This is a genomic window from Oligoflexia bacterium, from assembly GCA_034439615.1.
In the GTDB taxonomy this organism is placed as follows: Bacteria; Bdellovibrionota; Bdellovibrionia; order JABDDW01; family JABDDW01; genus JAWXAT01.
This window is the reverse complement of the sequence record JAWXAT010000045.1, coordinates 1-12,714: the sequence shown is the minus strand read 5'-3', so window position 1 is coordinate 12,714 and position 12,714 is coordinate 1. Positions and strand designations below refer to the sequence as shown.

The 12,714-nt window shown below is 40.5% G+C and carries 13 protein-coding genes and 1 tRNA gene; 9 read left to right on the top strand and 5 right to left on the bottom strand.

Annotated elements, in window-relative coordinates; all coding sequences use genetic code 11:
- Positions 1-572 precede the first annotated feature (572 nt).
- Genes SGI74_10510 through SGI74_10495 form a run of 4 tightly spaced genes read right to left on the bottom strand, consistent with a single transcriptional unit; the run spans position 573 to position 4,101 of the window.
- The gene (locus SGI74_10510) at positions 573-1,424 is read right to left on the bottom strand and encodes a TPM domain-containing protein (GenBank protein MDZ4677925.1); all 852 of its coding nucleotides are present in this window, start codon (positions 1,422-1,424) and stop codon (positions 573-575) included.
- Entirely contained in the window at positions 1,421-1,903 is a 483-nt protein-coding gene (locus tag SGI74_10505; GenBank protein MDZ4677924.1) for a TPM domain-containing protein, read from the bottom strand. The genes SGI74_10510 and SGI74_10505 overlap by 4 nt, the downstream gene beginning before the upstream one ends.
- The gene (locus SGI74_10500) at positions 1,887-2,999 is read right to left on the bottom strand and encodes an alpha/beta hydrolase-fold protein (GenBank protein MDZ4677923.1); all 1,113 of its coding nucleotides are present in this window, start codon (positions 2,997-2,999) and stop codon (positions 1,887-1,889) included. The genes SGI74_10505 and SGI74_10500 overlap by 17 nt, the downstream gene beginning before the upstream one ends.
- Before the next feature lie 31 nt (positions 3,000-3,030).
- Positions 3,031-4,101, bottom strand: a complete 1,071-nt coding sequence (locus SGI74_10495; protein ID MDZ4677922.1) for a branched-chain amino acid aminotransferase — start codon at positions 4,099-4,101, stop codon at positions 3,031-3,033.
- A gap of 219 nt (positions 4,102-4,320) precedes the next feature.
- Here SGI74_10495 and thrS point away from each other — a divergent pair, with 219 nt between their 5' ends.
- The 9 genes from thrS (at position 4,321) to SGI74_10450 (ending at position 12,235) form a co-directional block, all read left to right on the top strand.
- Entirely contained in the window at positions 4,321-6,264 is a 1,944-nt protein-coding gene (thrS, locus tag SGI74_10490) for a threonine--tRNA ligase (GenBank protein ID MDZ4677921.1), read from the top strand.
- A 53-nt stretch (positions 6,265-6,317) separates the two neighbouring features.
- The gene (gene infC / locus SGI74_10485; GenBank protein MDZ4677920.1) at positions 6,318-6,965 is read left to right on the top strand and encodes a translation initiation factor IF-3; all 648 of its coding nucleotides are present in this window, start codon (positions 6,318-6,320) and stop codon (positions 6,963-6,965) included.
- Positions 6,962-7,156: a 50S ribosomal protein L35 gene (gene rpmI / locus SGI74_10480; protein MDZ4677919.1), complete on the top strand. Its 195-nt coding sequence runs from the start codon at positions 6,962-6,964 to the stop codon at positions 7,154-7,156. Before infC ends, rpmI begins: the two co-directional genes overlap by 4 nt.
- Positions 7,157-7,230: 74 nt before the next feature.
- The gene (rplT, locus tag SGI74_10475) at positions 7,231-7,587 is read left to right on the top strand and encodes a 50S ribosomal protein L20 (protein MDZ4677918.1); all 357 of its coding nucleotides are present in this window, start codon (positions 7,231-7,233) and stop codon (positions 7,585-7,587) included.
- Positions 7,588-7,614: 27 nt separating this feature from the next.
- Entirely contained in the window at positions 7,615-8,667 is a 1,053-nt protein-coding gene (pheS, locus tag SGI74_10470) for a phenylalanine--tRNA ligase subunit alpha (GenBank protein MDZ4677917.1), read from the top strand.
- Positions 8,664-11,114 carry a phenylalanine--tRNA ligase subunit beta gene (gene pheT / locus SGI74_10465; GenBank protein ID MDZ4677916.1) on the top strand — a complete coding sequence of 817 codons (2,451 nt, stop codon included), beginning with the start codon at positions 8,664-8,666 and terminating at the stop codon, positions 11,112-11,114. The genes pheS and pheT overlap by 4 nt, the downstream gene beginning before the upstream one ends.
- Before the next feature lie 107 nt (positions 11,115-11,221).
- Positions 11,222-11,548 (top strand): integration host factor subunit alpha, encoded by a 327-nt coding sequence (locus SGI74_10460; GenBank protein ID MDZ4677915.1) that lies wholly within the window; start codon positions 11,222-11,224, stop codon positions 11,546-11,548.
- Between the two features lie 14 nt (positions 11,549-11,562).
- The gene (locus tag SGI74_10455) at positions 11,563-12,063 is read left to right on the top strand and encodes a MerR family transcriptional regulator (protein MDZ4677914.1); all 501 of its coding nucleotides are present in this window, start codon (positions 11,563-11,565) and stop codon (positions 12,061-12,063) included.
- 95 nt (positions 12,064-12,158) lie between these two features.
- A tRNA-Pro gene (locus SGI74_10450) sits at positions 12,159-12,235 on the top strand.
- Here the strand turns inward: SGI74_10450 and SGI74_10445 are convergent.
- Positions 12,214-12,714 (bottom strand): hypothetical protein (locus SGI74_10445; GenBank protein MDZ4677913.1); only part of this gene is annotated, 501 nt, incomplete at its 5' end. The two genes, SGI74_10450 and SGI74_10445, sit on opposite strands and share 22 nt — an antisense overlap.

Below are 12,714 nucleotides of genomic sequence, written 5' to 3'. Positions count from 1 at the left end.
TGCAGTACTAACCGAGGATGGATCGGTTTAAGTTTTTTGAAATTTCACATGGAAAAAGCTCGTACCAACAAGATTATGTCGTAGAAAAAGACGTCAATAATAAAATGAAAAAATGTGGTGTTGCAGCGATAATGTCACCATATTAAAATTAAAAAAATATTTTCGCTATTCATATTCGTACTTACATATTCGTACTTAAATATTCATGCGCATATATTCGCGCCAACATATTCACGATCACTATTTTCCAAAACACCTCGGTAAATTTTCGCTCATCATTTTCCAAACCACCTTGGCAAAATCGCGATCATCCTTTTCAAAGCTATCTCAGTAAAATTGCACTCACATTTTTCAAAGCTACATCCACCTTTAGCTATCCAAGAAAATTAGCTTTCACATCAATTGCCAGCAGCACGAACATCAAATCACTTCGCACTGTACGGATCCGCAGATCGCCACGAGACTAACCTTTTAGCCCTCTGAGCGATGGTTTTTAAGGCGCGACGCTATTCTCAGATTAGAGTTGATATTTTGAATCCAAACCAAATTCACCTTAACCGTAAATCTATTTATCACCACCGTCCGCTAGAGCCGCCGCCGCCACTTGAACCGCCGCCTCCACCGAAACCACCGAAACCGCCGCTGCCGCCACTACCGCCAAAGCCGCCGCCTAAACCTCCGCTCCAATATCCACCGCCAAGGCCACCGACTCGACGACGGTAAAAGCGTGATCTTGATTGCATCAAGCGATTTGCAATTGAAGCGATGATGAAAAATAACATAAAAAACGGATAAAAACCTACTCCCCCTGAATTGCGTTTTTGTGGAGCTTGAGTATTTTGCAAATCATTTGTCGCTGTGGGTGCTTGGGTTTTTAAAATTTTGGCACTGTACGTGTCAAAAAGGGCGCGAAGACCTGCGTAGTAATTATTTGAGCGTAACTGTGGAACTAAAAATTCTTCTGCGGATTTTTTAGTGAAAGCATCAGTGAGTTCACCTTCTAAGCCGTAACCTACCTCGGTGCGATACTGTCGATCGGCTGGTACAACGACAATAAGTACTCCTGTGTTTTTTTCTTTATGGCCAATTTTCCATTCGCGAAACATGCGATTGACGTAATCCTCAAAATTTTCATCTTTCAATGAATTCATCACTGCAATGACAATCTGATTGCCGGTTTTCATATCAAATTTTTCTAAACGTCGGCCCAAATCAATTTGTTCAGCATTAGTAAGTTGGCCAACTTCATCATAAACATAAGTAGTTGGCGCTGGAGGTATTGGTTTTGCAGCTTTTGCAAATGTAGGAGTAATCAAAGCTGAAGTCACACATAACATTGTCGCTACTACAAAAACTTTCATATTAAAAAGAGAGGTTTTTAAAGTACTGCGTAAGATTTTAGTGTTGTCATGAGAAGTTTTCATTGTGGCTCCTCATCGCTTTCAATAATGGGTTTGTTACTGAGCTCGTTTCCGTTAGGCATTCTTGAAACAGCGGATTGTTCTTTGCTCAATACATTTTCTGACATGTCAGCAACTAATGTAAATGCTGCTAAATGCTGCCCTAGTTTAAGTGCGCCTTCCATTTTCTGACTAATATCGTTCCAGAGTTTGTCGCCAGATTGTCTCATGACTCCAACATCAGCCCAAATGGCGAATTGTCGTTCAGCTAAGGCCACTGTTACTAAAATCGCATTTCGATGTTCGGTTTTATCTAATCCAAATTTAAAAAAGAGCGCCTCATTTGCTTTGAGCGGATCAGAACCTAAGTTTTGTCTGATATGAAACGCGAGTTCACACCCGGTTTGATTTTCAAATTTCTCAACGCGTTTTAAAAGTATTTGATTTTCTTCTTTGGTTAGAAAAGTTTTGGCGTCATTTTCTTTTTTAAAAAGTCCGAGCATGTGTGGTTCCAGCTGGCTGTTTGTAAAAAGCCATTAATATTTTACTCAACCGATTGCGCCAGGCAATCCAATCATGAGTTGTGGGATACTCAGCAAAGTACACATTGTACCCACGTGATTTCGCAAGCTTTGCGACATTTCGATTTGTATCTAACATAAGTTCACTATCTTGTAATATGCCTTCATAAAAGCCAACGTCAATAAAAAGTTCAAGTTTTTGAGCTGTAGACTTTTTTAAAATTTGCATGATTTCGTGGTCACGGTACCAAAATGACCCAGATTGGACGGCAACGGCGCCAAATATTTCAGGGCGGGTGAGACCCGTGTAAAGTGAGATGAGGCCACCCAGGGAAGAACCTATAAGGAGGCGTTGTTGATTTGTGTTTTTATACTTAAACTGTTTTTCAATGGCCGGTACTACAACGTCAGATAAAAAATCGACATAGCGATTTTTGAGATTTAATTCTCCATATTCACGGAATCGATCTTTAGGAGGAATAAAAACCCCAACAATAATGGGCATATCTTTATCTAAAGACAAGTTTGCTAATAGATTCTCTATCCCAGATTTTTCTAAATAATCCTGACCATCTTGAAAGTATACGGCAACAATTGAACGTTCATTTAAACTCACGTTTGGCGTAATAGTTGTGATTTTTCTTTTAGCTCCTTCAAGATCTTTTAATAAAAGTTGAGTTTTAATAACACCAGGTGTGTGTTCGTGTTTTGAAAGCAGATGATCATCTTGAAAATCAAGATTTAAGTAAGAATTATAACTTCCTAAACTATCTGGAGTTTGATTTAGATTACCGGGGTCAGTAATCCATTTTTCATCGATGATAAATTTATATTCAAGTTTGTAAAGCCAAGGTTTTGAAATCGAAATAGAATATTCGCCCTGTGCAGTTTCGATCATGGGAAATGCAGTTTTATCCCAGCGGAAAAGCTCAGTTGCTAAATATACTTTTTGCTTGGAAATACCGGTGCTCAATTTGAAATTTAATATCGGCTCTGATTGTAAATCACCTTGGGTCGCAAAAGTTGTGTCGCTTAAAAACAGAACACAGAAAATCAGACACAAAAGGCGAACGAACATTTTACTCCCCAGAGAAATTCCAAAGCTTTTATTATTGAAAAAGCCAATCGCCAGGGGCTTTAATTTCGCCTCTTTGCATAGCTTTTAAAGTTGTTAAGATTTTATCGCCAATAGGGTGAGCATCGGGAAGTTTAATGACCTCTGGTTTTTGCTCTATAGAATCTTGCACCACAAGTTCACCGATGGTGTGAACAACGGCTGCGGTTCCACAGGCAAAAGTCTCTGTGACACGACCTGAAAGAATGTCTTTTAGCATTTGAGTAAATGAAATAGGTTCTTCACGAATTGTGAGTCCAAGACCAGGAGCTATTTCTAAAATTGATCGTCTTGTAACACCATTTAAAATAGTGCCTGTGAGACTTGGAGTTACAAGTTCACCATCTCGAATCATAAAAAAATTCATTCCACCTAACTCATCAATAAATTCGTGTTTTAAGGCATCAAGATACAAAACCTGATCACATTGATGGGTTTCTGCATAAGATTGAGGGCCAAGGCTTGAGGCATAATTTGCAGCAGTTTTAATTTCACCTAAGCCACCGGGAAATGCGCGTACAAATTGTCGATTGACTAAAACACGCGCGGGTTTTGCTGAACCGCCGTGAAAGTAACTTCCGGCCATTGTTGCTAAAATATAAAAGCTATAAGTTTTTGAGCGCCCAACTTTAATGACTTCATCACGACCAAATAACAAGGGTCGTAAATAAAGTGAATGATCAGGTTCGTGTGGAACTGATTCATTTTCAAAACGTACATATTCACGCAAACAATCTAGAAAAACCTTTTCACCAATTACGGGCATTGCCATGCGGGCTGATGATTTCATAAACCGCGCTGCGTGAAGATCAGCTCTAAAAGATGCAACTCCTCCACCTTTAATTTGATATGCTTTAAGCCCCTCAAAAATACTTTGGCCATAATGAAATGCAATTGTTGCAGGTGAGAAGTATTCCTGTTCAAAGGGAACAATCTCAGGTTTGAGATTGTTTAAATCATCAGCGGTAAAATTCATTCTTAACATATGAGGGGCAAAGATTGTTCCAAAGCGGGGGTGAAGTGGGTACTGAGCTTTAGGTTTTTTTTCACATTTGATTATGTCCATACTGATTTGACCCTTCTGATGGATGACTCTTTACAGCTTGAGCAGTCTTTATAAACCCACCTGGGGGCTGCGCGCAATTCTTTACTGGCGGGACTTTGTGCTTGACTTTAAGCGTCTTAAATATAATTCTAAATATTGAGAAATACTTATTAAAGGGCTGAAATGTTTTTTATACAAAATGCAAAACATACCACTACCATGACGACTCGCAGTTAATTCATGTCGGCTATCAAAATAACTTTACCTGACAATTCCATACGTGAACTTCCTAAAGCTGTCTCCATCGGCGAATTTGCTGCAATGATCGGCCCGGGCCTTGCGAAAAGTGCCGTCGCGGGTAAAATTGATGGCGCACTTGTCGATATACGCACGATCCTTGATAAAAACTGCAAACTTGAAATCGTGACCTTACAAAATCCCGAATCCCATGAAGTCATTCGCCATTCAGCGGCACATATTATGGCTCAAGCTGTTCAAGAAATTTGGCCCGAAGTAAAAATTACTATCGGCCCTGTAATTGAGAATGGTTTTTTCTATGATCTAGATTCACCTCGAAATTTTGTGCCCGAAGATCTAGAGAAAATCGAAAAAGCCATGCAGAAAATCGTTGAGGTTAACCACCCTATAACAAAAGAAATGGTGCCTATAGCTAAGGCGATTGAAATTTTTAAAAAAATGGGCGAGCGCTTTAAAGTCGAAATTATCGAAGATCTAAAAACCAAAGGTGAAGTTGAAGTTAGTCTTTATCATCAAGGCAATTGGTTTGATCTTTGTCGGGGGCCTCATGTTCCTAGTACTGGGTTTTTAAAAGCGTTCAAACTTTTATCAATCGCAGGCGCTTACTGGCGCGGTGATGAAAAAAACCCGATGCTACAAAGAATTTACGGAACAGCTTTTTCAAATAAAAAAGATCTTGAAGCGTACCTAAATCAACTTGAAGAAGCAAAAAAACGCGATCACAGAAAACTTGGAAAAGAATTAAATCTTTTTATGTTTCATCCACTGGCTCCAGCAATGCCATTTTTCTTTCCTAAGGGCACCGTGATCTATAATGAAATTATGAAGTTTATTCGTGAACTCTATGTTGAGCATGGCTATGAAGAAGTCATCACCCCGCAAATTTACGACGTAGATCTTTATCATACCTCTGGGCACTACGAAAACTATCGCGAGAACATGTATTTTACCCAAATTGACGAGCGTGAGTTTTCAATGAAGCCCATGAATTGCCCGGGTCATTGTCTCATGTATTCAGCGGGCAGACGGTCGTATCGTGAACTTCCTTGGCGTGTAGCTGATTTTGGACGCCTGCACCGTAATGAACGTGCTGGTGTTGTGCATGGGCTTGCTCGTGTGCGAAGCTTCTCTCAAGATGACGCTCATATTTTTTGCAGAGTTGATCAAATACCAGATGAAATCGTGAAATTTATCAGTTTTTTAAACCAAGTTTATACCACATTGGGTTTTGATAAGTACCAAGTCTTCTTTTCTACTCGCCCAGAAAAACGCGCCGGTAGCGATAAAAATTGGGATAAAGCAGAAAATGCCCTCGAGACGGGGCTTAAGAATTTAAAAATCGATTATAAAATTAATGCTGGTGACGGGGCCTTTTACGGACCAAAACTTGATGTCATGGTCACAGACGCAATTGGGCGCGCATGGCAATTAGGAACACTGCAGTGTGATTTTACAATGCCTGAAAGATTTAAGCTTGAGTACATCGGCGAAGACAATAAGCCTCATATACCTGTTATGCTCCACCGTGCGATTGTGGGTTCATTTGAAAGATTCTTGGGTGTATACATCGAACACTGTGCTGGTAGCTTTCCTACTTGGGTAGCACCTGTGCAAGCGGTTCTCATTAACATTACAAGTAATCAAGAGGCGTACACAAAAGAAGTAGAGCAGATGTTAAGAAGTGAAGGCCTAAGAGTTACGGCTGATCTGCGCAATGAAAAATTAGGATATAAAATTCGTGAAGCTCAGCTACAAAAGGTGCCCTACATGCTAATCATCGGTGATCAAGAGGTTCAAAACCGTACCTTATCAGTGCGATTGAAAGCCGGTAAAGAGCTCAAGGGTATTGCGATAGATGAGTTTAAGACGAAGATTTTAACTGAAATTAAGGCGAGAAGCCTAACCAGCATTTTTGCCGATGTTTAACATAAGGTTTGTGGCCACTGTAAGAAGGGCCCACCGATACCTGGAGGTGTCATATCTCAAAAAAGTTAAGGGTTAATTACGAGATCAAGGTTCCCATGATTAGAGTCATCGATGATGAAGGTAAAATGCTTGGTGTATTCCAAGTAGCCGATGCTGTAAAAATGGCCTTTGATAAGGGATTGGACTTAATTGAAATCGCTCCTGAAGCAAACCCACCCACCTGTAAAATGATGGATTTCGGGAAATATAAGTACCAGCTCAAGAAAAAAGCTGCAGAGAGTAGAAAAAAACAAGTCATTATCACGGTTAAAGAGATTCAATTCAGACCCAATACTGATCAGCATGATATCGATTTTAAGGTTCGCCACATCCTAGAATTTCTCAAAGAAGGCGATAAATGCCGTATCATCGTGACTTTTAGAGGCCGGGAAGTAACCCATTCTGATATCGGAAGAGCCCTTTTACACAAAATTATTGCTATGCTTGGGGAGTCCTGTGTTATAGAACAGAACCCGATTATAGAAGGTAAAAAGATGAGTATGCTTGTGGCACCTGCAGGAACCGGAAAACCGGTAGCGCCAAAGCCAGTTGTGGCAAGACCAGCAAACCCATCTAACCCTGTAGCGCAAACGGGAACAGCGACAAACTCAGCACCTGTAGCGAGTAAAGCTGTAGGCAGCGTAGGAGATGTGAAAAAATGAAGATGAAAACAAATAAAGGTGCCGCAAAAAGAATGCGCAAAACCGCATCTGGTAAGATTAAAAGAAAAGGTGCATTCGGTCGTCACATCATGCGCTCTAAGAATGCAAAAAGAAAGCGTCACATGAAACAGACGATGTATGTTCATGATGCAAATATTTATAATGCGGAACGATTACTTCCGAACGGGTAAGCCCCGCTAAATGAGTTCTCTGGCATCAAACAAAGTTCAATTGCGAACTTGGCCTCGAGGATAAGGAGATTTAAATGGCACGTGTAAAACGCGGTACTAAAGCCCGCGCCCGCAGAAAAAAAGTCTTAAAACGCGCAAAAGGTTATTATGGCTCGAATTCGCGCCTTTTTGTAACAGCACAAGAAGTTGTCGATAGAGCAGGCGTATATGCGTATCGTGATCGTAAAGTTCGCAAAAGAGAGTTTCGTTCACTCTGGACTGTTAGAATTAACGCAGCAGCAAGATTAAACGGAACAACTTATTCAAAACTCATTGGTGCTATCACAAAAGCAGGTATCACTATTGACCGTAAAATCTTAGCTGACCTGGCTGTTACTGACCCCGCTGCTTTTAGCGCCGTGGTAAAACAAGCACTTCAGGTAGCAAAGTAACCAAAAGGCACATAGAAAACATAACCCATGCTAGATAAAATCGAGACACTTTCTGGGGAAGCTCAGAAAGCAATTGAGACGGCTGCAACAACCGAAGCTTTGTATGAAGCGAAGGTGCGCTTTTTAGGTAAGCAGGGAAGTTTCTCAGCAATTCTTAAAGAAATGGGCAAGCTCACTCCCGAAGATCGTAAAACCATTGGTAAACGAGCCAATGAAGTGCGAGATCGGTTAGAGTCTGTCTATTCTGAAAAAGAAAATCTTCTCAAGCGCGGTGAGCTCAATCAAAAATTAGAAAAAGAACGCATCGACGTTACACTTCCGGGTTTAAGTTCTCAGTCGGGTGCTCAGCATCCCATCTGGAAAGTAACTAAAGAGATGTGCGATATTTTTGCACGCTTAGGCTTTTCTATTCGTACTGGCCCACACATCGAAAAAGATTTTTATAATTTTGATGCCTTAAATATTCCGCCTGATCATGCCTCACGTGATATGCAAGACACGTTTTACATTGATGATGGTGTAGAGAGAAAACCAGGAGAATATTCTTCTTGGATTTTAAGAACTCACACGAGTCCTGTCCAAATCAGAAGCATGCTTACTGAAAAGCCACCTTTAAGAATTATAAGCCCAGGTGGTGTCTATCGAAGTGATAGTGACATGTCACATTCACCACACTTTCACCAAGTAGAGGGTTTACTTGTAGATGAAAATGTTTCTATGGGTGATCTCAAAGGTACACTTGGTTTTTTTGCCCGTGAATTTTTTGGGCCCAGTATACAAGTTCGATTGCGCCCGAGTTATTTTCCGTTTGTTGAACCAGGTGCTGAGCTTGACGCGAGTTGCCCATTTTGCAAATCTCAGGGCTGTGGCATGTGCAAAGGCTCTGGTTGGATTGAACTAGGTGGCTGCGGAATGGTTCACCCCAGTGTGTTTAAATCTGCTGGAATTGAGTATCCGAAATGGAATGGTTTTGCGTTCGGAATGGGTGTTGAGCGCATGGCTGTTGTTAAGTATGGCGTTGGGCACATTGGTTTATTTACAGAAAACGACCTTCGTTTCTTGGAGCAATTTAAGTCATGAAGATTTCATTAAAATGGCTCACTAAATATATTGAACTTAAAGAATTCACTGCGGCACCTGAAAAGCTTGCTGATATTCTTACCAATGGCGGTTTGGAAGTTGAAGGTATTGCAAATCAAGCAAAAGATTTTGATCATATTGTTGTTGGTCAAATTTTAGAAAAAGGCAAACATCCACAAGCTGATAATCTCACTTTGTGTAAAGTCACAACTGGTGAAAAAACCCATCAAATTATCTGTGGTGCAAAAAATCATAATACTGGTGATAAAGTAGTCGTTTCGTTGCCGGGTGCTGTGTTACCTGGAAATTTCGCAATTAAAATATCAAAAATTCGCGGCATCGAATCTCAAGGGATGCTTTGTTCTGATAAAGAATTAGGGCTTGGTGATTCTCAAGAAGGAATCTTGATCTTGCCTGCAAATGCGCCCCTTGGTGAGTCGTTTGCAAAGTATGCTAAACTAGATGATGTCGTTTTTGATATCAAAGTCACACCCAATCGCGCTGATTGTCTGAGTCATTTTGGTTTAGCCAGAGAAATTTCCGGACTTACAGGAAAAACTTTTGAGTTTCCCGTGACTCCTTTTACTGAGGGGCGAGAGTCTACACGAAAACTTATTAAAGTAGCCGTAGAAGATGTCGAGCGATGCCCACGTTATGCGGGGCGTGTGGTCCAAAATATAAAAGTTGGTCCAAGCCCTGAGTGGCTTAAAAAATCTTTAGAATCAGTGGGTTTAAGAAGTATCAATAATGTTGTTGATGTTACAAATTTTGTAATGCTCGAATTAGGGCAACCACTTCATGCATTTGATCTGAATTTATTAGACGGTAAACAAATTATTATTCGCACAGCTGAAAAAGGCGAAAAATTTACCACTCTTGATGATAAAAAACTTGAATTTGACGGAACAGAGCTTTTAATTTGTGATCTTAAAAACCCAATTGCACTAGCTGGTGTTATGGGTGGACTTAATAGTGGAGTGAGTGATTCTACAACGGAAGTATTTGTTGAATCGGCTTATTTTTTACCTTCGACTGTTCGTAGGTCATCTCGTCGCCATGGAATTGATAGCGATTCAAGCTATAGATTTTCTCGCGGTGTTGACCCTGACTCTGTGATTTTAGCTCTCAACCGAGCTTGCCAACTCCTTACAGAAGTTGCTCAAGGGACAGTTTGTGCTGATCACTATGATAATTATCCAAGACCTGTAGTTCGCCCACGCATTGAAGTGGATCTTAAATTTATTTCTGCACGTTTAGGTATGACGATCGATAGTATCGAAGCAAAAAGATCACTAGAGCGTATAGGGTGTGATGTTTCTGGTTCTGGAAACAAACTTTTGGTGAACCCGCCTGCATTTCGCGGCGATTTGAAACTTGCTGAAGATTTAGGCGAAGAAATTTTAAGGCTCAAAGGTTTTGCAAATATTCCAGAAACACTTCCTTCGTTTACTCAAGAGCCTACAAGAGATGATCTTGGTTATCTTTTAGAGTATAAGCTCGCCTATACTTTACAGGCATGTGGACTTCATCAAGCGGTTAATTTGAGTTTCACAAGCTCTAAATTCGAATCTGATTTTTTAACCAGCGATCGTGGCCAAGCTTCTGAGCTAGGAATTGATTTTTCTGGTCCTTCAGTAAAAATAACCAATCCGTTAAACGCTGAACTTGATGTTATGCGTGTGAGTGTTGTTCCAAGTCTTGTGCGTAATGCCCTTCATAATATGAGACACGCAATACATTGCGGCGGGCTTTTTGAAATTGCCCCTGTATTTAGAAAAATTGAAAGCCCTGATATTAAAGAAAACAGACCATTCACTGAAGAAACTCATCTTGCATTTGTGCAATGGGGGCAAGAGCCAGAAACGTGGGTGAAACAACCACAAGTTTCATTGTTTTATAAATCAAAAGGAATATTGGAATCATTCCTTTCAACTTGGCAATACAAGTCTTTTAAGTTCGAAGCTTTAAAAAATCCTCCAGCATTTTTGCATCCAGGGCAGAGTGCGCGAGTATTTGTTGAGGGAAAACCAGTAGGTTTTATCGGCGTTCTTCACCCCATGATCGCAGATAAGTTAGAAGTTAAAAGTTCGATGGTCATTGCTGAGCTGAATTTAAAAACATTATTCACCGGTCAACCACGACTTACTCGGGTGAAGGGTCTGCCAAAATTTCCGTCAATGCAAAGAGATGTGGCGCTGCTTGTTCCTCAAGAGTTATCTGCTGGTGAAATTAAAGCTGAACTACAAAAAGCTGCGGGTAATTTAGCTTCGAAATGTGAAATTTTTGATATCTATATGGGTGATAAGCTACCGGCTGATAAAAAAAGTCTAGCCTTTCGTATGACTTATCAAGATCCCAGTCGAACACTTTCTGACGAAGAAATTAATGCTTCGCATCAAAAAACTATTCAATCTGTTTGTCAAAAATTCAATCTCTCAGTACGTTAAAACTTGAAACTTTTCACGAACTTGCTAGCCTTGGTATAAGGGCGCGTTTAGTTAATCGCGAATAAGGGGAGAGAATCATGTCAGGTCAAAATCTCGGAAAATCCACAATGACCAAGGCGGATATCGTCGAAAAGGTATATGAAAAGATTGGCTTTTCGAAGAAAGAATCCTCTGAACTCGTTGAGCAAGTTTTTAACACGATGAAAACCGTTCTTGAACAAGGCGAGAAAATCAAAATTTCTGGATTCGGAAATTTTGTTGTTCGTCAGAAAAAAGAACGTATCGGACGTAATCCACAAACAGGCAGTCAAATCACAATCAGTGCTCGCAAGGTTTTAACGTTTAGGCCCAGTCAGGTCTTAAAGGCTATGCTTAATGGTGAGGATATCACCGGCCTCACAGATGATGACGACGATGATGAAACTGACGAATAACACGGAGGTCTCTCATGGATGAATTGATTCCTCTAGTATCTGAAAAACAAGATCAAGTGTCGGACGCTGCCGATATCGAGATGTCGAGTTCTTCGATTATTCAATCTGAAGGTGATGGGGATAACAAAGATCCAATAATTGATCTTGGTGAAATTGCCCGCATGATTCCTGATAAAATGGCTTATAAAATCGGTGAAGTGGCAGAGCTTGCAGGTTTAAAAACCTACGTGCTTCGTTACTGGGAATCTGAGTTTGATGCTTTGAATCCTCAGAAATCAGCGTTTAATCAGCGTATGTACTCGCGCCGTGATGTTGAGACCGTGTTGTTAATAAAAAAACTTCTCTATGACGAAAAATTTTCTATTGCGGGTGCAAAAAAGAAAATCAATGAACTTCGTCGTGAATTAAAAGTCGAAAAACAATGGATCGAAGTCAGTGATCGCGTTGAATTGGCTACAATTCGTATTTCTGAATTGGTTACTGAAATCAATTCACTCAAAAGTCTTTTTAACTAATCAATATACCTAAAATTCAGCACTTTTTGAGGATTTGAGCCCTTTACAAGCTCAAGGGTCTCCATTAGAAATGTTTCTTTCTACTACCAAAGTGTCGGCGCGTGGCTCAGCCTGGTAGAGCACTTGCTTGGGGTGCAAGGGGTCGCAGGTTCAAATCCTGTCGCGCCGACCAATTTTGACAATAGAAGAACCGACGACCCTCTGATCCCCAAGATCGTTGGTCGGCGGACACTCGAAATGAAATACCTGGGCCGAAGATTTAAAGTCTTCGGCCCTTTTTTTATTTTCCGATGATCCCTCTGCTTCCTGGCTCTTGGTCATTCGATAGTAAAGTTTTAGGATCGAAGCTGACGCTTTGATAGAACTGAAAGCTCTTTTGATCATTCTCTTTTTAACTGCTGGAGTGGCCTTTTTATATCCTCTTTGAATCTCCTCAATCGTTCCGCAGAATTCCAAAACACCTTCATCAGATTCCTTTTGTTCCCAAATATCATTTTCAAGTCTCACCAAAGCAAGATCTAGTTCTGACTTTTCTTTAGCCAATTGATTGATCTGATCGCGAACCATTTGAGCTGCGGCTGGGTCCAACTCTTGGCACATTTTGATGGCCATAGAAACCTGTTTGTCGATCTCAAGTTTCTTGGATTCAAG

Bases quoted from the DNA above. Each gene is read 5' to 3' on its own strand.
- SGI74_10510 (MDZ4677925.1), bottom strand. From the start codon at position 1,424: ATGAAAACTTCTCATGACAACACTAAAATCTTACGCAGTACTTTAAAA.
- SGI74_10505 (MDZ4677924.1), bottom strand. From the start codon at position 1,903: ATGCTCGGACTTTTTAAAAAAGAAAATGACGCCAAAACTTTTCTAACC.
- SGI74_10500 (MDZ4677923.1), bottom strand. From the start codon at position 2,999: ATGTTCGTTCGCCTTTTGTGTCTGATTTTCTGTGTTCTGTTTTTAAGC.
- SGI74_10495 (MDZ4677922.1), bottom strand. From the start codon at position 4,101: ATGGACATAATCAAATGTGAAAAAAAACCTAAAGCTCAGTACCCACTT.
- thrS (MDZ4677921.1), top strand. From the start codon at position 4,321: ATGTCGGCTATCAAAATAACTTTACCTGACAATTCCATACGTGAACTT.
- rpmI (MDZ4677919.1), top strand. From the start codon at position 6,962: ATGAAGATGAAAACAAATAAAGGTGCCGCAAAAAGAATGCGCAAAACC.
- rplT (MDZ4677918.1), top strand. From the start codon at position 7,231: ATGGCACGTGTAAAACGCGGTACTAAAGCCCGCGCCCGCAGAAAAAAA.
- pheS (MDZ4677917.1), top strand. From the start codon at position 7,615: ATGCTAGATAAAATCGAGACACTTTCTGGGGAAGCTCAGAAAGCAATT.
- pheT (MDZ4677916.1), top strand. From the start codon at position 8,664: ATGAAGATTTCATTAAAATGGCTCACTAAATATATTGAACTTAAAGAA.
- SGI74_10460 (MDZ4677915.1), top strand. From the start codon at position 11,222: ATGACCAAGGCGGATATCGTCGAAAAGGTATATGAAAAGATTGGCTTT.
- SGI74_10455 (MDZ4677914.1), top strand. From the start codon at position 11,563: ATGGATGAATTGATTCCTCTAGTATCTGAAAAACAAGATCAAGTGTCG.